Raw genomic sequence first — 24,608 nt, 5'->3', positions numbered from 1 at the left:
CGCATTATTATGAAACAAAGTTTGCAACTTCGTCTTAGTCAGCAACTGGCAATGACGCCACAGCTACAACAGGCTATTCGTTTGTTGCAACTTTCGACGCTTGAATTACAACAAGAAATTCAGCAAGCGCTTGAATCTAACCCTCTTCTCGAACAAGACGACGATCAACAAGATCCCGTTTCAGATGATACCTCTCATACAGAAAATCAATCTGACTCTACAACAGAAACAACAACTGAAAACGACGTTGAAGAGTTTGACACGCTGGACGCTTTAGAACAAAAAGAGATGCCTGACGATCTCCCATTAGACACTCAATGGGAAGAAATCTACACTGCGGGCACGCCTTCTGGTACCAGTAATGACTATATGGATGATGAGCTGCCACTGTATCAAGGTGAAACAACAGCCTCATTACAAGATTATCTAACATGGCAGGCGGATCTCACTCCGTTTACAGAAACAGACAGAGCAATTGCCATAAGTATTATCGATGCAGTTGATGAAACAGGATATTTAACTGTTACAACAGATGACATCCTGCTTGGAATGGGCGATGATGAGATAGAGCTTGATGAAGTTGAAGCCGTATTAAAACGTATTCAACGCTTTGATCCTATTGGTGTTGCTGCACGCGATTTAAAAGAGTGTCTTTTGATTCAGCTATCCGCTTTTTCAACAGAAACACCCTATCTTAAAGAAACGCAGTTAGTCATTAGCCAATATTTAGAATTGCTAGGCAACCGTGATTTTCGTCAATTGATGCGTCAAACGAAGTTACGCGAAGAGACACTTAAATCTGTTATTGAGATCATTCAATCACTTGATCCTAAACCTGGATTAAGTATTGATACAGGCGAGTCAGAGTATGTTATCCCAGATATACTGGTAAAAAAATCAGGTGAACGCTGGCAAGTTGAGTTAAATACAGATAGCATTCCTCGCCTACGAATAAATGAGACTTATGCAGCATTGGGTCAATCGACTCAAAATGAAAGCGATGGAAAATTTATTCGTGACAATTTACAAGAAGCCAAATGGCTGATAAAAAGTTTAGAAAGCCGTAATGAGACATTATTAAAAGTCGCTCATTGCATTGTTGACACACAGCAGGCATTTTTCGAATTGGGTGAAGAGCATATGAAGCCTCTTGTGTTAGCAGATATTGCTGAACAGGTTGAAATGCACGAATCCACCATTTCTCGAGTGACAACGCAAAAATTTTTGCATTGCCCGAGAGGAATTTTCGAATTGAAGTATTTTTTCTCTAGCCATGTGAATACTGATAGCGGAGGCGAAGCCTCTTCAACAGCAATCAGGGCTTTAGTGAAGAAACTCATCGCAGCAGAAAATCCAGCGAAACCACTTAGTGATAGTAAACTGGCTAATATGCTCGCAGAACTTGGTATACAAGTTGCTCGACGCACTGTTGCGAAGTATAGAGAGTCATTATCCATCCCGCCTTCAAATCAACGTAAAGAGTTGGTTTGAGCATAATTGAGAAGGAAGACACTATGGAACTTCAAATCACTGGTCATAATATTGAATTAACTGATGCTCTGCGTGATACCGTCAAAGCAAAAAGCGCGAAATTACCTCAGTTCTTTGACAAAATTAATAACGTTCAGGTTATCCTGAAAGTCGAGAAAGTGAATAAAATCGCGGAAGCGACCATTCAAGTTAATGGCGGTGAATTACATGCCTCTGCAGAAGCAGAAGATATGTACGCAGCAATTGATGGATTAATGGATAAGCTGGCTCGTCAATTAACCAAACACAAAGATAAACTGAGACAACATTAATTCATTTCCCATTGTAAAATGGGGATACAATCGGCGAAGTTACTGCGTTGTTTATGACTCGGTTTAAACCAACGCCTAATCAATATCAGTAACGAAAAACCAGATGTCACTTTGTGGCATCTGGTTTGCTGGTCTAAGTGAATAAGACAATGAACAACGATACAAAGATGAATATTAGCGACGTACTTTCTCTGTCATGTACACATAATGATGTACATTGCACGAGTAAAAAGCGCGCGTTAGAAATTATCAGTGAAAATGCGGCAAAAGCACTTAATTTACCCGAAACGCTGATATTTGAAGCCTTACTGACGCGTGAAAAAGTCGGTACAACAGGGATTGGGGGTGGTTTAGCAATCCCTCATGGACGTATTGAAAGTGATGAAACAGAAAAAGTAGTTGGTGTGTTTCTTCACCTAAGCGAACCTATTGCCTTCGACGCTATTGATAATCAACCTGTCGACTTGTTGTTCGCATTACTCGTTCCTGCGACACAATGTAAGGAACATTTACACACACTGTCTTTAATTGCAAAACAGTTGGCGGACAAAAATTTATGTCGCCGACTACGCTCCGCACAAAGTGATGAAGAGCTTTATCAGATTATCACAGAATAACCCCTATGGGTTTAATGGGACGCGAATAGCATACAGTGGAATGATATTCATCACTGGGAAATTATAGGGGAGCTACCTCATGGTGCTGATGATAGTCAGCGGACGCTCTGGTTCAGGTAAGTCAGTCGCTTTGCGTGCGCTTGAAGACATGGGATTTTATTGTGTTGATAACTTACCTGTTGATCTTTTACCGGAGCTCGCAAAAACACTGGCTGAACGTGATGCTTCTGCTGCCGCAGTCAGTATTGATGTCCGAAATATGCCTGAGTCGCCGGAGATCTTCGAAAAAGCGCTAGAAAGTTTACCCGCTGAATATTCTCCACAACTCTTATTTTTAGACGCAGATAGAAATACTTTAATTCGTCGTTATAGTGATACACGACGCTTGCACCCACTTTCGACCAAAAACCTTTCATTAGAAATGGCAATTGATACCGAAAGTGATCTGCTTGAGCCATTGCGATCACGTGCTGATCTCATCATTGACACCTCTGAGATGTCAGTTCATGAGCTTGCAGAAATGCTGCGGACTCGTTTATTAGGTAAACGTGAACGTGAGCTGACAATGGTCTTTGAATCCTTTGGTTTTAAACATGGTATTCCTATTGATGCGGATTATGTTTTTGATGTGCGATTCTTACCCAATCCACATTGGGACCCTAAACTGCGCCCAATGACAGGTCTTGATCGCCCTGTTGCGGCATTTTTAGATAGACACACTGAAGTTCATAACTTTATTTATCAAACTAGAAGCTATCTTGAACTTTGGTTGCCGATGTTAGAAACCAATAATCGTAGTTATTTGACAGTTGCAATTGGTTGTACGGGGGGTAAACACCGTTCAGTTTATGTTGCTGAGCAACTCGCCGATTATTTCCGCTCTAGAGGGAAAAACGTACAATCACGTCACAGAACGCTAGAAAAACGCAAATGACCCAATATCGACAAGTTGCGATTAAAAATCGGCTCGGTATGCATGCAAGACCTGCAATGAAATTATTTGATTTAGTCAAAACATTTCAATCAACCGTCATTTTACGTAACAACGAAGGGGTTGAAGCTCAAGCGGATAGTGTGATTGCTATGCTAATGTTAGATTCAGAGCAAGGCAGTCAAATTGATATAGAAGTGACTGGTAGTGATGAAAATGAAGCTATTGATGCTATTATCGCATTATTTGAATCAGGGTTTGATGAAGAATAATCATAATAGAAAACAATAGATTAGCATTTCTTAACTAAATAACCAGAAAGAGACTGTGATCACTGTCTCTTTCTTTTTTATACAGAACCGCCTATTATCTCTTATATGAGTTTAACAACACCCCCACCTCACCCGTGGGGGTGTTGTTTTGCATTGGAATAAATTGGAGTATGGTATGACAAAGCCAACAATTATCATCAACGAACTTGATGCTGAACGTTTAGATTCATTGCTAGAGCAACCGGCATTTGCAGATAGCCCGATTGCTGAAGCATTGAATGAAGAATTAGATCGTGCTGACATTGTTACACCAGCTGATATCCCTGCTAATATTGTCACAATGAACAGCAAAGTCCGCTTTATGGACTTAAAAAATAATGAAGAGCGTACTCGTACTTTAGTGTATCCCGCTTCATTAAAAGATAGCGCCACTGAACTTTCAGTCATGGCCCCAATGGGTGCTGCACTACTGGGTTTAGCAATTGATGACGAGATCAGTTGGAAGCTGCCTAATGGCCTTGAAACTAAGGTTAAAGTATTAGAAATTCTATACCAACCTGAAGCTGCGGGTGAATTACACCGTTAAGCAGAGCTGAAGGTTCGCGTCTTATTTTTATCTTCTCAAATTGAAAAGCACACTGATAAACGCGATATCTCAGCCCATTGCGGGCTGAGATTAAAGGTTGCGATAAGTATCTAAAATTTACTCACCGGCAATACTCATTTCTGGTAATAACAACGATCCACACTGAACATTACTGCGCATCTCAATATCATCACCCATAGTAGCAATGTTTGCCCACATCTCTTTTAAATTACCAGCAATAGTCACTTCACTAACAGGATACTGAATTTCACCATTCTCAACCCAAAAACCGCTTGCTCCACGAGAATAATCACCCGTCACGGTACTGACGCCTTGCCCCATCAATTCTGTAACAACTAGCCCGGTTCCCATCTCTTTTAGCAGTGCATCAAATGATAGGCCTTGTCCTGGGATATACCAGTTATGAATACCACCAGCATGGCCATTGCTTTTTAAACCTAACTTTCTTGCTGAATAGGTAGTTAATAACCACTCTTGTAATACGCCATCTTTAATAATGTCAGCATCAGTTGTGCGCACACCTTCGCTATCAAATGGTGTTGATGCCAAACCTCTCATTAAGTGAGGACGCTCTTGAATATTGAGCCATTGAGGAAAAATTTGTTTGCCCAAACTATCGAGTAGGCAAGAAGATTCACGGTAAATCATGCTACCGCTAATTGCTGCAACTAAATGACCAAAAATACCTGTCGCAACATCAGCAGCAAAAATAACAGGGGCTTTCATGGTTGGGAGTTTACGAGGTGCAAGGCGTGATAAAGTACGACGGGCGCACTCTTGACCTACCCACTCAGGTGATTCAAGATCATCAAAACGACGACTAATGGTGTAAGCATAGTCGCGCTCCATATCTTCACCATCACGGGCAATAACACAACTCGACATAGAATAGCGTGAAGATGAATAGCTTTTTAATAAACCCAGGCTATTACCAAATACACGGGTCCCACTGTGGCTATTAAAGCTGCCTCCTTCAGTATTAATAATACGACTATCACTGTCTAACGCGGCTTTTTCTGCTCTTGATGCTAATTCAATCGCTTTATCTGCCGTAATTTCGGCAGGATGGTAAAGATCAAGGAAAGGCGCATCAAACGCTAATAAATCTTGATCCGCAGGCCCTGCATATGGATCAGCTGAAGTGTATCGTGCAATATCCACAGCGGCTTGTACAGCGCGTTTAATCGCATCAGGACTTAAATCGGTAGAAGAAGCACTGCCTTTACGTTGTTGTTGATAAACCGTAATGCCTAACGCGCCATCACTGTTAAATTCCACATTTTCAACTTCACCGTAACGTGTACTGACACTAATCCCCGTTGATTTATTAATAGCGACTTCAGCACCATCACACTGTTTTGATGCCAGCTCTAATGCGAGAGAGACGGCGTCTTCAAGCTGTTTTACCTGATCTGAATTATTCATTGAAAACCATTTTTCCTAAGGAGAACATCACTTTTTACTTATTTTTAGCAAAGTAAATCAATTGACAGGTGGTCAACAAGCGATTTTCCCAGTTACAATAGAAGATATATGAATGTTATCACCCGTCGGGCTTTTGGTCATTCACCAAATCACACTCCCGGCTTACTCTGCAACAGGAATTTTATTATGGCAAAGCAGCCTGAAGAGTGGCATTACCTCAATCCTGAATTCGACGATACATCGTCAGAAGAGGAAGAAGAGGACGAAATCATCTGGGTTAGCAAAAGCGAAATTAAACGTGACGCTGAAGCACTCAAAAAACTGGGTACTGAATTAGTTGAATTAAGTGCTCAAGAACTAGAACGTGTGCCATTAGATGAAAAATTATTATCTTCTATTCAACTAGCACAAAAAGTACAACGTGAAGCACGCCGTCGCCAAATTCAATATATTGGAAAGCTACTGCGCAATGTGGATGAAGAACCAATCCGCCAAGCGCTCGATAAACTAAAAAACCGCCACAATCAACAGATCTTAGTGTTACATAAACTTGAAGATCTGCGAATTCGCCTTATCGAAGGTGGCAATGAAGTGATTGAAGAAGTTGTTGCGCTTTATCCAATGGCTGATCGCCAACAATTACGCACACTGATCCGTAATGCAAAAAAAGAAAAAGAAGCCAATAAGCCACCGAAATCATTCCGCTTATTGTTTCAATATCTAAAAGATTTATCGGAATCAGCATAAAACCTGAGTATCCTGAAAACGCAGTGTAAACTCAGCCTCACTGCGATTTTCAGGGCTTAATTCTACTCTGAATTACTTTTGTATTTTATGCTCACAATGAAAGCTCAATACGTCTTTACCAAGCTCATTTTGTGCTTCTTGCATCAATTCCACCAAAGGTTGAAAATCACGAGAATAATGAGGAAAATGCTTAAAAACAATACTGACTGGCAATTCAATTTCTCCCATTAACACATCCCATAATGCATCTAAGTTATTACCAAAATGCTCATCTAGCTGAAATTGCAATGCAAAATCCCGATAAAAGGCGTCTCTATCTGCCAGCATCTTAAAATCAAAAACAACTTGTTTCATTAAGGGGCAACCTTTGTCATTGTACGATAATGATCGGTAGTGAGATAAATCAGCCCATCATTTGAATAGAGCAATCTATCACTACCACGATGACCACAATGATAATTCACGTCAGCTTCATACCACTGGCGTCCCGCTTCTTCTGGTAGCTGTTTTTCACGATTCATAAAACGATCGCCCCCAATTGCTCTTCCTGGCAAAACCTCACATAAATTGCCTTCTTTCGCATTCCAGCCTTGTTCTCTTGCCTGTCTTTTAGTGAGATAAAAACTCGGTAACTGTTGATGACGTTGTAAATAATTAGCCACAGCATTAGCTTGTGTTTTTTCATCAATAGAGAGTGGGATTTGCGCTGATTTATTGCTGTTATTGCTCGATGATGTTGGAACAGAAACGGACGTTGAAGAGGACGATACTGTCGTTTCTGGAAGTAAACCTTTATAAAGAACACCAAATAAAACAGCAATAACAATAATAACTGGTAATAAACGTTTACCCATAAATTAGCACCTTTACTGTTGCTGAGATAAAAAACTCCATCAAAAGATGGAGTTTAATGAATACATATAAATCACTATAAAAAAATTAAGCTGTACCACCTACGGTGATCTTATCAAGCTTCAAGGTAGGTTGCCCTACACCAACAGGGAGGCTTTGCCCTTCTTTACCACAAACACCAACCCCTTTATCTAACGCAAGATCATTACCTACCATAGAAACCTGTTGCATGGCTTCAATACCTGAACCAATCAGTGTTGCCCCTTTAATTGGTTTCGTTATTTTTCCATTCTCGATTAAATAAGCTTCTGAAGTTGAGAAAACAAATTTACCTGATGTGATATCAACCTGACCGCCACCAAAGTTTGGTGCGTAAATACCACGATCAACGCTCGCAATAATCTCTTCTGGTGACGATTTACCCGCTAACATGTAAGTATTGGTCATACGAGGCATAGGAAGATGCGCATAAGACTCACGACGACCATTTCCTGTCGGCGCAACCCCCATTAAACGAGCATTCATCTTATCTTGCATATAACCTTTTAAGATGCCGTTTTCGATTAACACATTGTATTGACCCGGGACACCTTCATCATCAATAGCAACAGAGCCTCGACGACCTTCAATTGAGCCATCATCAACTATGGTACAAAGCTCAGAAGTCACTTTTTCACCAAGGCGCCCCGAAAAAACAGAGGTTTCACGACGATTAAAATCACCTTCTAAACCATGACCCACCGCTTCATGTAATAACACACCTGGCCATCCTGCGCCTAGTACCACAGGCATTGTTCCAGCCGGTGCAGCAATTGCTGATAAATTGACTAATGCCATCCGTACCGCTTCACGCGCATAAGTCACAGCGTGGCTTTCACCATCAGCTTTCATCAAGAAGTAGTCATAACCAAAACGACCACCACCGCCACTTGCACCACGTTCACGTTTGCCATCTTCTTCCACCAGCACACTAACTGAAAGACGAACTAAAGGACGCACATCGGCTGCTAAAGTACCATCAGTTGCAGCCACCAGCACATGTTCATAAACACCCGTTAATGACGCATTCACTTGTTTAACGCGTTTATCTTCAGCGCGAGCGACTTTATCTACCTCATGCAGTAACGCAATTTTCTCTTCACGAGAGAGGCTTTGCAGAGGATCGTTTAAGCTGTACAGCGGAGAATGTTGAATAGCACCTAAAGTATGGATACGACCATTACCCTTAGCCTGAACAATGCTTCGCGCAGCATGCGCACTTTGATTCAGTGCATTAAGCGTGAGTTGATCGGCATAAGCAAAACCGGTTTTTTCACCGTAAATTGCTCTAACGCCAACACCTTGATCAATATTGTAAGAGCCATCTTTAATAATCTGATCATCAAGTATCCAAGCCTCGTGATAACTTGACTGAAAATAAAGATCACCATAATCAATTTGACGCTGTGCAAGCTGCTCTAGTGTTGATGCTAAATCATCTAAACTAAGTTTGTTTGCTTCCAACAGACTTTCGCTGACAACAGCTAAACTCATAATTCTTCTTTATCCTTAACTTTTTTGATTAAGTGGGTCAGTTTCGGGCGAAAACGGTTATGTTTCACGACCCGGATCTGTTCACGCATACCGTGTAAACTATCAACACCAACATTGAGCGTTAACGCACTGACCGCATCAGGGTTCTTCTTCAACACTTTACCCCAACCATCAATCGCCATGGTATGGCCCCAAGTCCGGCGCGTATCATGTGTACCCACTTGTGCAGGCGCTAAGATAATACACTGATTCTCAATCGCGCGAGCGCGTAATAAAGGCTCCCAGTGCGCTTTCCCTGTTAAACGGGTAAATGCTGCTGGTACAGAGATTATCTCTGCTCCTTTTTCTCTTAATGCTTGGAAAATACCAGGGAAGCGTAAGTCATAACAGATTGTTAAACCTAATTTCCCAACGGGAGTATCAACGACTGTTAGCCGCTCACCACGTTGATAAATAGAAGATTCGTTATATTCGCCTTGCTCGTCATCAATACTGACATCAAACATATGAATTTTGTCATAACGAGCACGAATAACCCCCTCATCATCAAACACCAAACTACTGCTGGTAATTTGATCTGGAGCATCTCGACTAACTAAAGGCATAGAACCGACTAAGATCCACACTTTGTAACGCTGAGCCATTTTTGCAATCGCATTTTGTAACGGCCCATCACCCTGAATTTCAGCGTGTTTATGGTAATCTTTAGAGTTTGAAAAAAGTAACGCATTTTCAGGTGTTAATACCAGCTTCACTGAATCGGGTAATTGCTTAATCTGTTGCTCGATTTGCGCCAGATTATTTTTTGTGTTTTTTCCGCTACAAAGTTGCAAAAGTGCGACATTAACTTTTTTCATAACGCCTGATTCTCCTTAAGCTGACGCAGTACTTCGTCAATTTTGGGTTGTTCCATAGTTCCGGTCACATGATAACGGATAACTGAAATCTTACTCCAAAGTGGCCCCAGAACCTTTGATGCCGCAAACACTGCGGCGCCTGCAATTGGGTTTATTGCAAAAGCCGTGGCAACACCGACTGTAGCTGAAATCTCAGGGGTGACAACAACTTGTAGATCCATGCTTCGTTCAAGTAAATCCACTTTCCCACTTATCGCTATATCAGCAATAACACCATCAACACGTACACTCTCTGCATTCATAATACCTTGATTAATCGTAATTTCACTTTTAATCGAATCATATTCAAAATGCTCACTGAAAGTATCTCTAAAATCAAACTGTAATTTGCGTAAAAGTGCATCAAAACTCACCAATCGTAGTAATTTACCCGCTTGTCCTACATTGACTTTTTCTATACGTCCTTTACCCAACGTTGATTTAATATCACCTTGCAAAGTAGCCAATTCAAAGTTCCACGGTGTATTACGCCATTGTAATGAGAACTCAGCGGCAAGTGGGGACTGAATAATCGGGATAATGTAACCAAAATAGGCCGCCATTTCGTCAATTTCTCCGGCTTTTAATTTTCCTATTAATTTTGTTGTATTATTGCCCTTCTTATCTTCAGACCACACTCCATTAACCGACAATTCGCCGCTGCTATTTTCTAATTTACCGTCAGTTAAAAATAAAGCTCCCTGATTTTGTTTTAACGAACCTTCAATTTTTCCTAAAAGCAGACCATTAACCCAACATTCCTGACATTCAAAATCAATAGAAGGAATATCTTTCACTGAAAACTTCGAGATATTGGGATCAGAAACATTAGCCATTTTTAATGGCTTCTCTTCTTGAACTATAGAAGTACCATTAAAATAAAGATAATTAATATTTATTTTCCAAGGTGTTGATACTTCAGGAATAAATACATCACCTCGTAGTTCACTTCCTGAAAATGCAAATTTTACACCTTCTTTAACGCGCATAATTTCAGTTTGAGGATTATTCCATTTTTGCCCTGCAAAATTTAAATCAGGCAAACTGATATGCACATTATCAGGGAAACTTATTGCATTGTCAGAAGGGGTTAATGATGAAAATGCGGTTAATGTTGGCAACCATTTATCACCCTCTAATCCTTTAAGCGCTATGGTTAAGCGTTGTTGTGAACTTAACTCTGGTAATTTAAGGCTAGAAGAAACGAGGTTACCCTGCAATAAACGAAGCTGTTTACCTAATCCCCATTGGCTATTAAGTTTCCACTGTTTTTCAGCATTTGCATTCACAGTTAACATTTCACTATTGCCGCTTGCAGAAATAACAATAGGCGGTGATTTTTTTAAATCTTGTGTTTCAGGTGCTGTTAACTTGCTACTTAATGCATTGATATTTCCGGTTAAATCAACTTGATAATCAACATCACCTTTTTCGGGGATCTTAACATTAACGTTGCCATTCCATGGAAATACACCACTAAATTTCTGTTGAATATCGCTAGGTAATCCTTGGATTTTTTGAATATCCCATTGGCCTTTTAAGTCAACATCAACCTGATAATTATCTGTATCATTGTGACTGGTAAATGAGAAAGCGAGAGGCTGCCCAAACCAATTAGCCGTTAATATATCGCTCTCAAGTTTGTCATTATGGTAACGAAACTGTCCACTCACACCTTTTAACGTAGTATCCATAAAATTCAAAGTGACATCATTATCTTTCAAATTAATATCACCTGAAGCCACAACCTCACCGCCATCAAATGGGATATCAAGTTTCAATGTACCATTAATTTTTCCTGCCACATTCAGTTCTTCAAGCGTATGACCAATACTCGCCATTTGAGAATCTAAAAAATACTCTTTCAGCTCATCGCCTGTGGCTTGAATATCCGCATTAATTAAGATCTTTTCTTGTCGATAACTTTCAATGACTGCACTTAAATTTGTCGCTGTTGCTTTACCCACTTTCGCTTGAGCAGAAGACATCCATAACCCATCATTTTTAAAATCTAGATTAATATCGAGATCAAATAATGCGGGCCATTCACTATCAAATTTAAACGTAGCCTGTTTAACAGGGGCATAAACTTGGAACCACCCTTTGTGGTTATCAAAAGGAAAATCGGCAGGATCACCATGGAAAATAAAGGTTCCATTGTCGATATTACCCGCAATAATTGCATCCGAGAGATATTGTGTTAACGCTTTACCAACATACTCTTCTGGCAGATAACGCCATGTATCTCCCGCATTGGTCACTCTTACACCTGAGAGTATAGAAAGCCGCTGATCCTCACCTTGTTTCTCATAACGAAAATCACCCGCTACCCACGCTGATGTGGCTTGGATATCTAATCCTTCACTCCAAAGAGATAAGTCATCTCCAGAATGAGTCCAATAAATCGTACCTTTCCCTTTTTCAATATTCAGGGGGGCTTTAAACAATTTACCGGTGTCTATTTCACTATCCGCTAGGGCAAAGTTAAGTTCACCACTTTGCATGCTCCCTTTTAATTGTCCGCTGAAATGTTGCACTGATGGGATCTCTTGCCAACGTTTCCAACTCACATTTTTCCAAGAAAGATTAATTGCACTTTGCTCAAAGTTTTCCGGTGTGAGATCTAAGGCAAAATCATTAACCACACCAGAAAATTGGCGATACTGCCATTGACGAACAAAATCCGGTGTTAAAAAAGAGAACAGTGGCAATACAGCATATAACCTATCTAACTCAATATTTTTGGCACGAATACGCCATGCTTCATCATGCTGTTTTTCTTTTGGTTGATAAAGAACCGCTAAATAACCATCAGGCCACTCTTCACCATCCATGGTAATTTTTCGAGTATAAGGAACATCCGCAAGCCAACCATTTTCTTGCCTTCTCATACGTAATATTAAGTCTTCAACATTTAATACATGTGAAGTGCCTTCACTACGCCAGTCCATTTCACCTTGATGAATTTGCAACTGACTGCCAGTAATACGCCCTTGAGTAATTTCAATCCAATTAGACAAACTGGCTTTGGCTTCACCTAAACCACTATTATTTTTTACCCATTGGCTAAGCCAAGGTGAAATATCAATATTATCAGCGGTAAGAAACACCTTACCATTATCAATTAAGCCTTCATTCGTGGTATAGAGGTCGAGGCGAACTTTTAAACCACCATAGTGATTAATCGGTGTATCAAGGGTAACTTCACCTTGAGCACGGTGGCGTTTTTTTTGATTCAGCCACATCAACTCAGGAATATGTAATGTACTGGTATCACCTGAAGGCGTTAGAAAAATAAAACGGCTTTTGACTAGCTTAAAGTGATCGAATTGTTCAAGAAAAAGCGAAGAAATATCATCAGGTGCAGTTAGTGTAATATCGCCACTTTGCCCAGTAAAAATAGGACGTTGGTAATTGACATCTAATTGATCAAAGGTCAGCTCACGAAAATGGGGACGGAGGGTCAATAATGAACGCCACACATCAAAAGAAAAAGTCACTTTTTCTGCGCTAACGTTGACATCTTTATTCTTAATATTAAGCCCTTTTACTTGAATATCAGGGCCAAAATTCTGCCATTCCCCATTAATTTTCGTTATTGAAACAGGGCTATTAAGTTGTTTTGTTAAATACGTTTCTATTTCAGGGCGATAATTATCTAAACGAGGCAGAAAATAGCGAAACCCGCTTAACACCAAGGCAAAAACGATGAGGCAAAAAACTGTTATCACTAACAGGTATTTAGGCAGCCGCTTCATTTTTGTCTCCTTTCTGCCATCATATTCATTAGGAAGGCGAATCCATTACATCATCACCACATCAAATTGCTCCTGACTATAAAGTAGCTCAGTTTGCACTTTCACTTGTTTACCAACAAAAATTTCAACCTCAGCTAATGCATGCGACTCATCGCCTTTTAAGGCTTCTGCAACTGCTGAAGAGGCATAAACTAAGAAGCGATCTGCATCAATTGTTTTATGTACACGTACTATTTCACGCAAGATTTCATAACAAACCGTTTCAACTGATTTTACCGTACCTCGCCCTTGGCAAGTTGGGCAATCATCACAAAGAACATGCTCGAGGCTTTCCCGCGTTCTTTTACGCGTCATTTCCACTAAGCCAAGTTGAGAAAAACCATTAATCGTTGTTTTCACTCTATCTTTACTTAGCGCTTGTTCAAGTGACGCCAATACTCTGCGTTTATGTTCATCATTATTCATATCAATAAAGTCAATAATAATGATACCGCCTAAATTACGTAACCGTAATTGACGAGCAATGGCTTGGCTTGCTTCAATATTAGTATTAAAAATGGTTTCTTCTAAATTTCGATGACCAACAAAAGCTCCCGTATTAATATCAATCGTCGTCATTGCTTCTGTTTGATCGATAATGAGGTAACCGCCTGACTTTAATTCAACTTTACGCTCTAAAGCCCGTTGAATTTCATTTTCAACGCCATAGAGATCGAAAATAGGCTGATTCCCTTGGTGCAATTCAAGTTTAGCGGTTAATTCAGGAATGTATTCACCAATAAATTCCTGTAGTTGATTATAAGTTAATTTAGAATCAACACGTATGCTATCTAATTCAGAGCCAGCAAAATCTCGTAAAATACGCTGCGCTAAAGCTAATTCACCATAAATTTGAATGCGGGTTTTATTTCTTTTCTTACGCTCAATAATTTTATTCCACAAGCGTTTAAGAAAAGCGGCATCTTGCTTAATTTCATGCTCGCCAACACCTTCGGCGGCTGTACGAATAATAAACCCCCCATTTTCATCGCAATACTCTTCAACGAGTTGCTTTAAACGCTCGCGCTCTTCTTCGCTATCAATTCGTTGAGAAACACCGACATGAGATGCACCAGGCATAAAGACTAAATAGCGAGAAGGTAATGTAATATCCGTGGTCAGGCGAGCGCCTTTTGTTCCTAAAGGATCTTTAACCACTTGTACAATTAAGTCTTGTCCTTGATGCACCAGTTGCGCAATATCACGAACATTAAACTTTTTCTGCTCTTCACCTGCGATACATTCCGTGTGAGGCATAATATCAGAAGCATGTAGAAAAGCGGCTTTATCTAGCCCGATGTCAATAAATGCAGCTTGCATCCCGGGTAATACGCGACTTACCCGACCTTTGTAGATGTTTCCGACGATACCTCGTTTCGCTTCTCTTTCGACATGAATTTCTTGAAGTATGCCTCCACGAATATAAGCAACTCGAGTTTCAGATGGCGTCACATTCACTAATAACTCTGCTGTCATGAAATATCCTTCTCATTAGCTAGAGACGAAAATTGAGTTATCAAGGCTTCGGTTTCAACAAGAGGTAATCCGACAACAGCATGATAACTTCCCTCAATCCGTTGAACAAAACGGCCTCCTTTTCCTTGAATACCGTAAGCGCCAGCTTTATCCATTGGCTCCCCTGACTCAATATACGCGCTAATTTCACTCTCTGTCATCTCTCTAAAAGTGACATGTGTGACGACTAATTGACTCAAGGTATGTGTTCTATTAGAGATAGCAATTGCTGTCATCACTTGATGTGTTGCGCCTGATAATGAACGTAGGATTTGCGCAGCATGGGATTTATCCCGAGGTTTCTCAAGAATATGACCATCATGAACCACAATAGTATCAGAGCCCAAAACGGGATAATCATAAGGTGCTTGTCTTACACCTTCTTGTGATTTTTCTTTTGCCAAACGAAGAACATACTCTTCTGGTTTTTCACCTTGTTGCCAAATTTCATCAATTGCTGGCGTGATAATACTAAATTCAACATCTAATAACGCGAGAAGTTCACGTCTTCTTGGTGAGCTGGAAGCAAGGTAAAGCGTGGTCACAGATAATGTCCTCATGACGGTAACGCAAAAGAGACCGCCATGATCCAATAAATTAGTGAACTAAAAACTGGTGACGGATTTTGCGAAGCAAAAAATAAAGCCATGGCCAAAGAATACCACTGACTGGACTATTCCAGAATACTTGAGGGTGAAAAGTCACTGGTGAAAGTAAAAATTCCGCCCAAAATACAGCAAGATCGACAACGACAATACTTAACATCACCACTAAGGCTTGTTGCCATAACGCTAGATTACAAAAAAGCTGATATTTAAAGGCGATGACATAACTCACTAAAGTATAGGCCAATGCATTGACTCCCAAGGTAGTTCCTTGGACTAAATCTATAATCATCCCCAAAACAAATGCGGTTCCGACACTGACACGGTGAGGAATAGCTGTTACCCAATAAATAAGAAATAACATGGGCCAAATAGGTCGATAGACTTCCAACTGTTCTGGCCACGGCATAATTTGTAAAACTAATGCGACAAGAAAAGAGAGCCAAACAACCCAACGCCCACGACTTTGATATGGATTCATCGTGTCTACCTACTTCTTGTATTATTGGTATTGGCTGGCGTATTTGTCGCTGGCGTCACAGTTCCGTTAGTTTCTTCAGCTGTATTACTTAACGGCTCTTGAGACATAGAACGAGGAAGCGGAGGCCCTGCTTGTTCATAATTAGGTAAAACTTGAGGCATCAGTTGCATTAAACGCTCATTCGCCGCGTGATAAACCTCTGAAGGCAGAGGAGGCTCTCCCGTTTTATCTGATGTATTCCATAACAAAAGCAAATAGCGTAAACGTTGTAGCTCTGCTGAAGGTCGAACATTGATCACGGAATAAGCTCGCTGATTATCTACTTTAACTGAAGATACCACACCAACAGGATATCCTTCAGGGAAACGCCCCCCCAATCCTGATGTCACTAAAACATCGCCTACACGGATATCAATATTGGCAGGTAATGCTTCTAACAATAAATCATCGGCACAGCCCGCACCAGAAGCTATAACACGAATATCGTTACGCAAAACTTGTACAGGTAATGCATGAGAAGTGTCACATATTAATAGCACACGACTCGTAAGCTCACTTACGGCAATGACTTGTCCTACAACACCTTTATCACTAATAACAGGTTGCCCTTCATAGACGCCATTGTTGGTTCCTTTATCAATAACCACTTGGTCTCGATACGGCGTACTATTACCAGACAGTACTTGTGTTACTGTCATTTGTTCATTTTGGCGCAGTGGTGAACCAAGTAATTCTCGTAAACGGGCGTTCTCTTGCTTAAATTGCTCTAGTAATTGGCTTTCTCCGCTACGAACTAATAGCTCTTTTCTTAACGCTTGATTCTCAAATTGTAAACGCTCACGTGTGGCAAATGTTTCTGAAATTTGATCAAGGAAACGACGTGGGCCATTTGCAAGAAAATAGAAGGGACTAACAGCAGTATCAAGATACTGGCGGACTTTAGAAAATGCACCAATACGGTTATCAGCAATCAATAAAGAAATAGCGACAACCACGGCGATTATTAATCTTAGTTGCAGGGAAGGGCCCCGACTAAAAATTGGCTTCATAAACTCTAAGATCACTCACACGGAGAAGTAAAAGAACAGGCGTTAATATTCTCACCAAGGGGGAATCCATTCTCCCTTGTTAGAATTAGTCTCAATCTTCGCTAAACAGATCGCCACCGTGCATATCGATCATTTCTAATGCTTTACCACCACCACGAGCAACACAAGTCAGTGGATCTTCAGCAACAATCACAGGAATACCTGTTTCTTCCATTAATAAACGGTCTAAGTTACGTAATAATGCACCACCGCCTGTTAACACCATGCCGCGCTCTGAAATATCAGAGGCTAATTCTGGCGGACATTGCTCTAATGCAACCATGACCGCACTTACGATACCTGTTAATGGCTCCTGTAATGCTTCAAGGATTTCATTGGAGTTTAATGTAAAGCTACGAGGTACACCTTCTGCAAGGTTACGGCCACGAACTTCAATCTCATTGACTTCGTCAGAAGGATAAGCTGAACCGATATCGTGTTTAATACGTTCTGCGGTTGCTTCACCAATCAGTGAACCGTAGTTACGACGCACATAGTTAATGATCGCTTCATCAAAACGGTCACCACCAATACGAACAGAAGAAGAGTAAACAACACCGTTTAATGAAATTACGGCAACTTCTGTTGTACCACCACCGATATCCACAACCATTGAACCTGTTGCTTCAGAAACAGGTAAACCGGCACCGATTGCCGCAGACATAGGTTCTTCAATTAAGAACACTTCACGCGCCCCCGCACTTAATGCTGATTCACGAATAGCTCTGCGCTCTACTTGAGTGGCTCCTACTGGTACACAGACTAATACGCGAGGACTTGGACGCATAAAGCTATTGTTATGAACCTGTTTTATGAAGTGCTGAAGCATTTTTTCGGTTACATAAAAATCAGCAATCACACCGTCTTTCATTGGACGGATAGCAGCGATATTCCCGGGTGTACGCCCTAACATCTGTTTCGCTTCATGCCCTACAGCTGCAACACTTTTTGATGTGCCAGCGCGATCTTGACGAATAGCGACAACGGAGGGTTCATCGAGAACAATACCCTGCCCTTTGACATAAATAAGGGTATTGGCGGTACCCAAGTCAATAGACAAATCGTTGGAAAACATGCCACGAAATTTTTTAAACATACGAAAGGATAATCCTGCAAGCCGGGACGGAAAAATCCGTCTACTCTATCAACCACAATAAGCAGCGACAAGGCGCGATTCACTACTTAAATTAAAGTGGACACGTAAATAATCATAAAGGCACAATATTCTACGTTACTTTTCCCAATTGGAGCAGAAAAAAACTGCATAAAAAGGGGCTAATTAGAACGATTAACGCATAATTTCGATCCTACGCCGTTCATATTTAACTTATGTAACAATACAAACAACGTTCATATCAATAAAGAAAAATCTCACTTCGTTGCCAAACTGTGACTCAAAAGTCTCGTTGCAAGTTCAAATAAAATTTATTCATTTATATAAGCTCAATCACTCTATTGATATTAAATGGTATTTCATTGGCAAAGTTGACTGAGATAACAACCAAAGTACCCACCTCGAATACTTTTAAGGCAATACATTATCTTTGTTTCGAGCAATAAAGAGAAATGCTAATTTTTATCCAATCGTAACCCATTAACGATGTTATCTAATTACCAAGATATAAAACTCAGAATAATCTCTGCTTCAACAAACGTAGAACTCCCCGTTTATACACTAAAAAAGGATTATTTGTCTCATTATTACAATAGATATTGTCCACAATCACGACGAAATCTAAAAAATCACCTATCATGACACAAATAGAAATCGGTGAGGGGTCAAAATGAAAGCATTATTAGTAGAACAAAATGACAAAAAACTCAGTGCCAGCATACAAAGCATTGATGAAAAAACGCTGCCTATTCATGAAGTTATTGTCGATATTCATTACTCAACACTTAACTATAAAGATGGGCTTGCTATCACCGGAAAAGGAAAAATTCTGCGTCAATTCCCAATGATACCAGGTATCGATTTTTCAGGTATTGTTCATCACACCGAAGATCCTCGTTTCCACATTGGTCAACATGTCTTATTAACTGGCTGGGGAGTAGGTGAAAATCACTGGGGAGGTCTTGCACAAAAGGCTGGTGTAAAAGGTGATTGGTTAACCGTCGTACCAGAAGGACTCTCTTTAAAAAATGCCATGATCATTGGAACTGCGGGTTTTACTGCCATGCTTTGTGTGATGGCCTTAGAACAAGGCGGTATCACACCTGAAAGCGGTGATATTTTAGTCACTGGAGCCAGTGGTGGTGTAGGAAGTACTGCCATTAGTTTGCTAACAGCATTAGGCTATCAAGTTACTGCATTAAGTGGCAGAGCCAGCAACCATGACTATTTACGCAAACTTGGTGCCAAAAATATTATCACTCGCGAAGAGTTTGAATCCGCGGGCAAAGCTTTAGATAAACAACGCTGGGCGGGTGCAATTGATACCGTAGGTGGGCAAATTCTTGCTAATATTTTGTCACAGACAAACTATAACGGCACAGTGGCAGCTTGTGGATTAGCGAGTGGTTTTTCTTTGCCAACAACCGTCATGCCTTTTATTTTACGTAATGTTCGTTTACAAGGTGTTGATTCTGTTTATTTCCCAGCAGAAAAACGCGCTCAAGTTTGGCAACGTTTATTAAAATTACTACCAGAAACGTTCTATCAACAAGCAATGACAGAGATTACACTTGATGAAGTTCCACGTTATGCTCAGATGATTATGGATAATCAAGTGACAGGCCGCACCTTAGTAAAACTCTAATTCTCCCGTTTTTGTCTGCTTATTTTTGGCATTAATTCGCATTAATTAGTGCCAGAATAAGCGCTTTTGTGTGTCGAACTGATGTTAAATTGTGATCTGAATCACATTTATGACATATATTGATGACTAGCATCAAAGAAGCTCAGATTTCCAGTGACATCAATAAATAACGTGATGTTATGATTATTTTTTAGTCACCTATTTATTTTGCTTTCTCACGTTTACAATATTGTAAAAACTTTTAACTTTTCATCAAAATAAACCCTTCATTCCCTGATTAGACCAGTATTTTGCTGTTATCTTCTGTGAAATGTCTATAATGTCGGACTTTGTGATATGTATCGTAGCATTGGATACAATAAAAGATGACAAAACGAAAAGCACAGGTTATTTTGTCATTTCGTTGACGAATTGACGGAGATAGAAGCATAATGTCGGAAAATTTTCATATTTTGCTCCTGAATGGTCCGAATCTAAACCTGCTTGGAACAAGAGAGCCGGAAACCTACGGACACTTAACTCTGGATGATATCGTTCAAAGTTTGTCAGCAGATGCTCAGGCATTAAATGTGAAACTCAGTCATTTTCAGTCTAACGCTGAATTTGAGCTGATAAATAAAATTCATGCAGCTCGGGGTAATGTCGATTATATATTAATCAACCCTGCAGCTTTCACGCATACCAGTGTTGCACTGCGTGATGCATTATTAGGGGTGAATATTCCATTTATTGAAATTCACCTGTCCAATGTCTACAGTCGGGAGCCTTTCCGCCACCATTCATATCTCTCTGATATCGCAACAGGCGTAATCTGTGGATTAGGTGCAGAAGGTTATCGGTTTGCTTTACAGGCAGCGGTCAGCCGTTTGTCTTAATAAAAAACATCAAAAAGAGTACGGAATCAACTCATGGATATTCGTAAAATTAAAAAACTGATCGAGCTAGTCGAAGAGTCTGGCATTTCTGAACTGGAAATCTCTGAAGGTGAAGAGTCAGTACGTATTAGTCGTAACTCTGGTATTCAGGGTCAAATGGCTCCTCAGCAATATTTTGCGGCACCAGCGGCTCCTCAACCTGCATTAGCAAATGCAGTTGCGCCCGTAGCGCCAGAAACACCAGCGGCTACACCAACGCAAGAAATCAGCGGTCATGTTGTTCGTTCACCAATGGTCGGAACGTTCTATCGCTCACCAAGCCCTGAAGCTAAGAAATTTGTTGAAGTCGGTCAGCAAGTCAATGTAGGCGATACTCTGTGCATCGTTGAAGCAATGAAAATGATGAACCAGATTGAATCTGACAAAGCGGGTGTTGTTAAATCTATCCTTTGCCAAGATGGCGACAACGTTGAGTTTGACGCTCCACTCTTTGTTATCGAATAACGAGGCAGGTCCATGCTAGAAAAAATCCTCATTGCCAACCGTGGTGAGATAGCACTGCGTATCCTAAGAGCATGTAAAGAGCTTGGGATCAAAGCAGTTGCCGTTCACTCCACAGCAGACCGTGATTTAAAACACGTTCTGCTGGCAGACGAGACTATCTGTATTGGTCCCGCTGCTTCAGCAAAAAGTTACCTAAATATCCCTGCAATTATTGCAGCGGCTGAGATCAGTGGCGCACAAGCCATTCATCCAGGATACGGTTTCCTGTCTGAAAATGCTGATTTCGCAGAGCAAGTTGAACGCTCAGGCTTTATTTTTGTCGGCCCCAAAGCTGAAACCATCCGCCTAATGGGTGATAAAGTTTCTGCTATTGAAGCGATGAAAAAAGCAGGTGTTCCTTGTGTACCAGGATCAGACGGTCCTTTAGGTAACGACACTGCAAAAAATATTGAAATTGCTAAACGTATTGGCTACCCAGTTATCATCAAAGCTTCTGGTGGCGGTGGTGGACGCGGTATGCGTGTTGTTCGTTCTGAAAAAGAGCTGGAACAATCCATCACAATGACGCGAGCGGAAGCAAAAGCGGCATTTAGCAACGACATGGTATACATGGAAAAATACCTTGAAAATCCACGCCATGTTGAAATTCAAGTTATGGCTGATGGTCAAGGTAATGCAATCTATTTGGCTGAACGTGATTGCTCCATGCAACGTCGTCACCAAAAAGTGGTTGAAGAGGCACCAGCACCGGGTATTACCCCAGAAATCCGTAAAAATATCGGCGAACGCTGTGCGAACGCATGTATTGAAATCGGCTATCGTGGTGCAGGTACATTCGAATTTCTGTATGAAAATGGTGAATTCTACTTTATTGAGATGAACACCCGTATTCAGGTTGAACATCCAGTAACAGAGATGATCACAGGCATCGACTTAATCAAAGAACAGTTACGCATTGCATCTGGCTTACCTTTATCAGTAACGCAAGATCAAATTAACGTTCATGGTCATGCCATTGAATGTCGTATCAACGCAGAAGATCCAAAAACCTTCATGCCAAGCCCAGGTACGATTACCCGCTTCCACTCACCAGGTGGATTTGGCGTACGTTGGGAATCGCATATTTACGCAGGTTATACTGTTCCACCTCATTATGATTCAATGATTGGTAAATTGATCACGTATGGTGAAACACGTGAAATCGCGATCTCTCGTATGAAAAATGCGTTGGCGGAACTTATCATTGATGGTATTAAAACCAATATTGAACTGCACCAGTTCATTATGAATGATGAGAATTTCCAAAAAGGTGGTACAAATATTCACTACCTTGAAAAACGTTTAGGTTTAGCTGAGAAGTAATTTTCTTCACTTAACCAGAAAAGGCATAGTCTAATCACTATGCCTTTTTTATTGCCTATGATCCGTCTTTTGATTAAAAACCCGCACCTCGTTTATTCCTATTTACGTTTAAAAACAACAAGATAAATACATCTCAAATCTAGCCTATAACTTTGTGATTAATTTTCACTGAATCAATACTCACTTTCCCGTACAATCCTCCCATTCATTTTTAACCCTATTAAGATTGGGAGAACAGATGGACAAACGTTTTGTTCAGGCCCACAAAGAAGCCCTTTGGGCCCTGATTTTAACTTTTATATATTTGTTGGGTTGGTTAATTACCGCCTATTTACCAGATAACACACAAGGCATTACTGGTTTACCGCTTTGGTTTGAGCTTTCATGCTTATTCCTACCTGTTTTGTTTTTTCTGCTGTGCTATCTGATGGTACGCTATTTTTTCAAAGATATGCCGTTAGGAGATGAGCATGACGATGCAAACTGAGGTCATAGTGCCACTGATTGGCTACCTTCTGCTGGTCTTTCTGCTGTCGGCTTATGCTTATCGCAAACGCGAGAAAGGCGAGTTTCTTAACGAGTATTTTCTGGGTAACCGTTCAATGGGTGGCTTCGTGCTAGCCATGACTATCACTGCAACTTATGTTAGTGCAAGCTCCTTTATCGGTGGGCCGGGTGCTGCCTATAAATATGGTATTGGTTGGGTATTGCTTTCGATGATCCAACTACCTGCAATTTGGCTTTCTCTGGGGGTCTTAGGGAAAAAATTTGCTATTTTAGCGCGTCGTTATAATGCCGTTACCTTAAACGACATGCTCTATGCGCGTTATAAAAGCCGTTTTCTCGTCTGGTTTGCCAGTTTAAGCCTGTTAGTCGCTTTTATCGGTGCCATGACAGTGCAATTTATCGGCGGTGCACGTTTATTAGAAACCGCAGCTGGTATCCCTTATGAGTTTGGCTTACTTATTTTTGGAGTCTCGATTGCGCTGTACACCGCAATTGGTGGATTTAGGGCTAGCGTATTAAACGATGCCTTACAAGGCCTTGTCATGCTGCTTGGTACATTTATTCTCCTGTTTGCCATTATCTATAAAGCAGGTGGATTAGATATTGCGATACAAAAACTCAATACCATCGATCCTGCATTAACCTCCCCTCAAGGGGCTGATGGGATTTTAAGTGGCCCGTTTATGGCATCATTCTGGGTACTAGTCTGTTTTGGTGTTATTGGCTTACCACATACTGCGGTACGTTGCATCTCTTACAAAGACAGTAAAGCCATGCATAAAGGGATCATTATTGGCACAATCGTGATGTCATTATTAATGTTTGGTATGCACTTTGCTGGTGCATTAGGTCGAGCGATCATTCCTGATCTGACTGTTCCTGATCAAGTTATTCCAACATTGATGGTTGAAGTATTACCGCCAATTGCAGCTGGTATTTTCCTTGCGGCACCTATGGCTGCCATTATGTCGACGATAAATGCGCAACTGTTACAATCGTCAGCAACGTTGGTCAAAGATCTCTATCTCAATATCGCTCCGCATGCGATCACTAATGAAAAACGAATCTCTCGTTTATCGAGCCTTTCAACCTTGATTTTAGGTGTACTACTGCTGTTTGCCGCATGGAACCCACCATCAATGATTATTTGGCTTAACTTACTCGCTTTTGGTGGCCTACAAGCCGTTTTCTTATGGCCTCTAGTTCTTGGGCTTTATTGGGAGAAAGCTAACCGTTATGGTGCTATTGCTGGCATGATCACAGGTGCCACGCTCTATGCCACCTTAGCGACATTTAATATCCAAATAGCCGGATTCCATCCTATTATTCCATCACTGTTATTAAGCTTAGCCGCGTTTCTTGTAGCTAATCGATTTGGAGAGCATACTCTGCCTCAATCAGCATCATTACAGTGAATTCGTTTTTAAAGAGAC

The 24,608-nt window shown here is 40.7% G+C and carries 24 protein-coding genes; 13 read left to right on the top strand and 11 right to left on the bottom strand.

Annotated elements, in window-relative coordinates; all coding sequences use genetic code 11:
- Positions 1–9 precede the first annotated feature (9 nt).
- The 6 genes from rpoN to rnk all read left to right on the top strand — a co-directional run bounded on the left by rpoN (position 10) and on the right by rnk (position 4,208).
- Entirely contained in the window at positions 10–1,491 is a 1,482-nt protein-coding gene (gene rpoN / locus GWI59_RS15300) for an RNA polymerase factor sigma-54 (RefSeq protein WP_161725059.1), read from the top strand.
- A gap of 23 nt (positions 1,492–1,514) precedes the next feature.
- Complete coding sequence (gene hpf, locus GWI59_RS15295) at positions 1,515–1,802, top strand: ribosome hibernation promoting factor (protein WP_036913954.1); 288 nt, start codon at positions 1,515–1,517, stop codon at positions 1,800–1,802.
- Between the two features lie 149 nt (positions 1,803–1,951).
- Entirely contained in the window at positions 1,952–2,419 is a 468-nt protein-coding gene (gene ptsN / locus GWI59_RS15290; RefSeq protein ID WP_072063779.1) for a PTS IIA-like nitrogen regulatory protein PtsN, read from the top strand.
- Positions 2,420–2,498: 79 nt separating this feature from the next.
- Positions 2,499–3,353, top strand: a complete 855-nt coding sequence (gene rapZ, locus GWI59_RS15285) for an RNase adapter RapZ (protein WP_023582880.1) — start codon at positions 2,499–2,501, stop codon at positions 3,351–3,353.
- The gene (gene npr / locus GWI59_RS15280; protein ID WP_006535359.1) at positions 3,350–3,622 is read left to right on the top strand and encodes a PTS phosphocarrier protein NPr; all 273 of its coding nucleotides are present in this window, start codon (positions 3,350–3,352) and stop codon (positions 3,620–3,622) included. Before rapZ ends, npr begins: the two co-directional genes overlap by 4 nt.
- 175 nt (positions 3,623–3,797) lie before the next feature.
- Positions 3,798–4,208 carry a nucleoside diphosphate kinase regulator gene (gene rnk, locus GWI59_RS15275; protein ID WP_006535360.1) on the top strand — a complete coding sequence of 137 codons (411 nt, stop codon included), beginning with the start codon at positions 3,798–3,800 and terminating at the stop codon, positions 4,206–4,208.
- 117 nt (positions 4,209–4,325) lie between these two features.
- Here rnk and pmbA read toward each other — a convergent pair whose 3' ends face one another.
- Positions 4,326–5,654 carry a metalloprotease PmbA gene (gene pmbA / locus GWI59_RS15270; RefSeq protein WP_072063780.1) on the bottom strand — a complete coding sequence of 443 codons (1,329 nt, stop codon included), beginning with the start codon at positions 5,652–5,654 and terminating at the stop codon, positions 4,326–4,328.
- A gap of 186 nt (positions 5,655–5,840) precedes the next feature.
- Between pmbA and yjgA the strand changes: the two genes are divergently transcribed.
- Positions 5,841–6,401: a ribosome biogenesis factor YjgA gene (yjgA, locus tag GWI59_RS15265; protein ID WP_072063781.1), complete on the top strand. Its 561-nt coding sequence runs from the start codon at positions 5,841–5,843 to the stop codon at positions 6,399–6,401.
- 72 nt (positions 6,402–6,473) lie between these two features.
- Here the strand turns inward: yjgA and GWI59_RS15260 are convergent, their stop codons facing one another.
- The 10 genes from GWI59_RS15260 to mreB all read right to left on the bottom strand — a co-directional run bounded on the left by GWI59_RS15260 (position 6,474) and on the right by mreB (position 18,264).
- The gene (locus GWI59_RS15260; RefSeq protein WP_072063782.1) at positions 6,474–6,755 is read right to left on the bottom strand and encodes a barstar family protein; all 282 of its coding nucleotides are present in this window, start codon (positions 6,753–6,755) and stop codon (positions 6,474–6,476) included.
- Positions 6,755–7,255 (bottom strand): ribonuclease domain-containing protein, encoded by a 501-nt coding sequence (locus GWI59_RS15255; protein ID WP_006535365.1) that lies wholly within the window; start codon positions 7,253–7,255, stop codon positions 6,755–6,757. The genes GWI59_RS15260 and GWI59_RS15255 overlap by 1 nt, the downstream gene beginning before the upstream one ends.
- Before the next feature lie 85 nt (positions 7,256–7,340).
- On the bottom strand, positions 7,341–8,786 hold the full coding sequence (gene tldD / locus GWI59_RS15250) for a metalloprotease TldD (protein ID WP_161725057.1): 1,446 nt from the start codon (positions 8,784–8,786) through the stop codon (positions 7,341–7,343).
- On the bottom strand, positions 8,783–9,643 hold the full coding sequence (nit1, locus tag GWI59_RS15245) for a deaminated glutathione amidase (protein WP_109399364.1): 861 nt from the start codon (positions 9,641–9,643) through the stop codon (positions 8,783–8,785). The genes tldD and nit1 overlap by 4 nt, the downstream gene beginning before the upstream one ends.
- Complete coding sequence (yhdP, locus tag GWI59_RS15240) at positions 9,640–13,440, bottom strand: AsmA2 domain-containing protein YhdP (protein WP_161725055.1); 3,801 nt, start codon at positions 13,438–13,440, stop codon at positions 9,640–9,642. Before yhdP ends, nit1 begins: the two co-directional genes overlap by 4 nt.
- A gap of 45 nt (positions 13,441–13,485) precedes the next feature.
- Positions 13,486–14,955 carry a ribonuclease G gene (rng, locus tag GWI59_RS15235; RefSeq protein WP_072063787.1) on the bottom strand — a complete coding sequence of 490 codons (1,470 nt, stop codon included), beginning with the start codon at positions 14,953–14,955 and terminating at the stop codon, positions 13,486–13,488.
- Positions 14,952–15,539 (bottom strand): Maf family protein, encoded by a 588-nt coding sequence (locus GWI59_RS15230; protein WP_072063788.1) that lies wholly within the window; start codon positions 15,537–15,539, stop codon positions 14,952–14,954. Before GWI59_RS15230 ends, rng begins: the two co-directional genes overlap by 4 nt.
- Before the next feature lie 52 nt (positions 15,540–15,591).
- Entirely contained in the window at positions 15,592–16,080 is a 489-nt protein-coding gene (mreD, locus tag GWI59_RS15225) for a rod shape-determining protein MreD (RefSeq protein WP_006535374.1), read from the bottom strand.
- 5 nt (positions 16,081–16,085) lie between these two features.
- Positions 16,086–17,129 carry a rod shape-determining protein MreC gene (gene mreC / locus GWI59_RS15220; RefSeq protein WP_006535375.1) on the bottom strand — a complete coding sequence of 348 codons (1,044 nt, stop codon included), beginning with the start codon at positions 17,127–17,129 and terminating at the stop codon, positions 16,086–16,088.
- A 91-nt stretch (positions 17,130–17,220) separates the two neighbouring features.
- The gene (gene mreB, locus GWI59_RS15215) at positions 17,221–18,264 is read right to left on the bottom strand and encodes a rod shape-determining protein MreB (RefSeq protein ID WP_023582893.1); all 1,044 of its coding nucleotides are present in this window, start codon (positions 18,262–18,264) and stop codon (positions 17,221–17,223) included.
- Between the two features lie 688 nt (positions 18,265–18,952).
- Here mreB and acuI point away from each other — a divergent pair.
- The 6 genes from acuI to panF all read left to right on the top strand — a co-directional run bounded on the left by acuI (position 18,953) and on the right by panF (position 24,590).
- The gene (acuI, locus tag GWI59_RS15210; RefSeq protein ID WP_115065067.1) at positions 18,953–19,927 is read left to right on the top strand and encodes an acrylyl-CoA reductase (NADPH); all 975 of its coding nucleotides are present in this window, start codon (positions 18,953–18,955) and stop codon (positions 19,925–19,927) included.
- A 431-nt stretch (positions 19,928–20,358) separates the two neighbouring features.
- Entirely contained in the window at positions 20,359–20,802 is a 444-nt protein-coding gene (gene aroQ, locus GWI59_RS15205; protein WP_006535378.1) for a type II 3-dehydroquinate dehydratase, read from the top strand.
- A 33-nt stretch (positions 20,803–20,835) separates the two neighbouring features.
- Positions 20,836–21,306, top strand: a complete 471-nt coding sequence (gene accB, locus GWI59_RS15200; RefSeq protein WP_072063790.1) for an acetyl-CoA carboxylase biotin carboxyl carrier protein — start codon at positions 20,836–20,838, stop codon at positions 21,304–21,306.
- 12 nt (positions 21,307–21,318) lie between these two features.
- Entirely contained in the window at positions 21,319–22,668 is a 1,350-nt protein-coding gene (gene accC, locus GWI59_RS15195) for an acetyl-CoA carboxylase biotin carboxylase subunit (protein WP_006535380.1), read from the top strand.
- A gap of 238 nt (positions 22,669–22,906) precedes the next feature.
- Positions 22,907–23,155 carry a YhdT family protein gene (locus GWI59_RS15190; RefSeq protein WP_072063791.1) on the top strand — a complete coding sequence of 83 codons (249 nt, stop codon included), beginning with the start codon at positions 22,907–22,909 and terminating at the stop codon, positions 23,153–23,155.
- A complete protein-coding gene (panF, locus tag GWI59_RS15185) occupies positions 23,145–24,590 on the top strand; it encodes a sodium/pantothenate symporter (protein WP_072063863.1) in 1,446 nt (481 codons plus the stop codon). Before GWI59_RS15190 ends, panF begins: the two co-directional genes overlap by 11 nt.
- Positions 24,591–24,608: the final 18 nt, after the last annotated feature.

This window comes from Proteus sp. G2673 (genome assembly GCF_009915125.1).
Lineage (GTDB): Bacteria > Pseudomonadota > Gammaproteobacteria > Enterobacterales > Enterobacteriaceae > Proteus > Proteus penneri.
The sequence above is the reverse complement of the archived record's forward strand: the minus strand, read 5'-3'. Positions and strand labels throughout refer to the sequence as shown.

Bases quoted from the DNA above. Each gene is read 5' to 3' on its own strand.
- acuI (WP_115065067.1), top strand. From the start codon at position 18,953: ATGAAAGCATTATTAGTAGAACAAAATGACAAAAAACTCAGTGCCAGC.
- GWI59_RS15255 (WP_006535365.1), bottom strand. From the start codon at position 7,255: ATGGGTAAACGTTTATTACCAGTTATTATTGTTATTGCTGTTTTATTT.
- pmbA (WP_072063780.1), bottom strand. From the start codon at position 5,654: ATGAATAATTCAGATCAGGTAAAACAGCTTGAAGACGCCGTCTCTCTC.
- mreC (WP_006535375.1), bottom strand. From the start codon at position 17,129: ATGAAGCCAATTTTTAGTCGGGGCCCTTCCCTGCAACTAAGATTAATA.
- npr (WP_006535359.1), top strand. From the start codon at position 3,350: ATGACCCAATATCGACAAGTTGCGATTAAAAATCGGCTCGGTATGCAT.
- mreB (WP_023582893.1), bottom strand. From the start codon at position 18,264: ATGTTTAAAAAATTTCGTGGCATGTTTTCCAACGATTTGTCTATTGAC.
- panF (WP_072063863.1), top strand. From the start codon at position 23,145: ATGCAAACTGAGGTCATAGTGCCACTGATTGGCTACCTTCTGCTGGTC.
- rnk (WP_006535360.1), top strand. From the start codon at position 3,798: ATGACAAAGCCAACAATTATCATCAACGAACTTGATGCTGAACGTTTA.
- GWI59_RS15260 (WP_072063782.1), bottom strand. From the start codon at position 6,755: ATGAAACAAGTTGTTTTTGATTTTAAGATGCTGGCAGATAGAGACGCC.
- ptsN (WP_072063779.1), top strand. From the start codon at position 1,952: ATGAACAACGATACAAAGATGAATATTAGCGACGTACTTTCTCTGTCA.
- accB (WP_072063790.1), top strand. From the start codon at position 20,836: ATGGATATTCGTAAAATTAAAAAACTGATCGAGCTAGTCGAAGAGTCT.
- yhdP (WP_161725055.1), bottom strand. From the start codon at position 13,440: ATGAAGCGGCTGCCTAAATACCTGTTAGTGATAACAGTTTTTTGCCTC.
- aroQ (WP_006535378.1), top strand. From the start codon at position 20,359: ATGTCGGAAAATTTTCATATTTTGCTCCTGAATGGTCCGAATCTAAAC.
- rng (WP_072063787.1), bottom strand. From the start codon at position 14,955: ATGACAGCAGAGTTATTAGTGAATGTGACGCCATCTGAAACTCGAGTT.
- accC (WP_006535380.1), top strand. From the start codon at position 21,319: ATGCTAGAAAAAATCCTCATTGCCAACCGTGGTGAGATAGCACTGCGT.
- GWI59_RS15190 (WP_072063791.1), top strand. From the start codon at position 22,907: ATGGACAAACGTTTTGTTCAGGCCCACAAAGAAGCCCTTTGGGCCCTG.
- tldD (WP_161725057.1), bottom strand. From the start codon at position 8,786: ATGAGTTTAGCTGTTGTCAGCGAAAGTCTGTTGGAAGCAAACAAACTT.
- nit1 (WP_109399364.1), bottom strand. From the start codon at position 9,643: ATGAAAAAAGTTAATGTCGCACTTTTGCAACTTTGTAGCGGAAAAAAC.
- mreD (WP_006535374.1), bottom strand. From the start codon at position 16,080: ATGAATCCATATCAAAGTCGTGGGCGTTGGGTTGTTTGGCTCTCTTTT.
- yjgA (WP_072063781.1), top strand. From the start codon at position 5,841: ATGGCAAAGCAGCCTGAAGAGTGGCATTACCTCAATCCTGAATTCGAC.
- rapZ (WP_023582880.1), top strand. From the start codon at position 2,499: ATGGTGCTGATGATAGTCAGCGGACGCTCTGGTTCAGGTAAGTCAGTC.
- hpf (WP_036913954.1), top strand. From the start codon at position 1,515: ATGGAACTTCAAATCACTGGTCATAATATTGAATTAACTGATGCTCTG.
- rpoN (WP_161725059.1), top strand. From the start codon at position 10: ATGAAACAAAGTTTGCAACTTCGTCTTAGTCAGCAACTGGCAATGACG.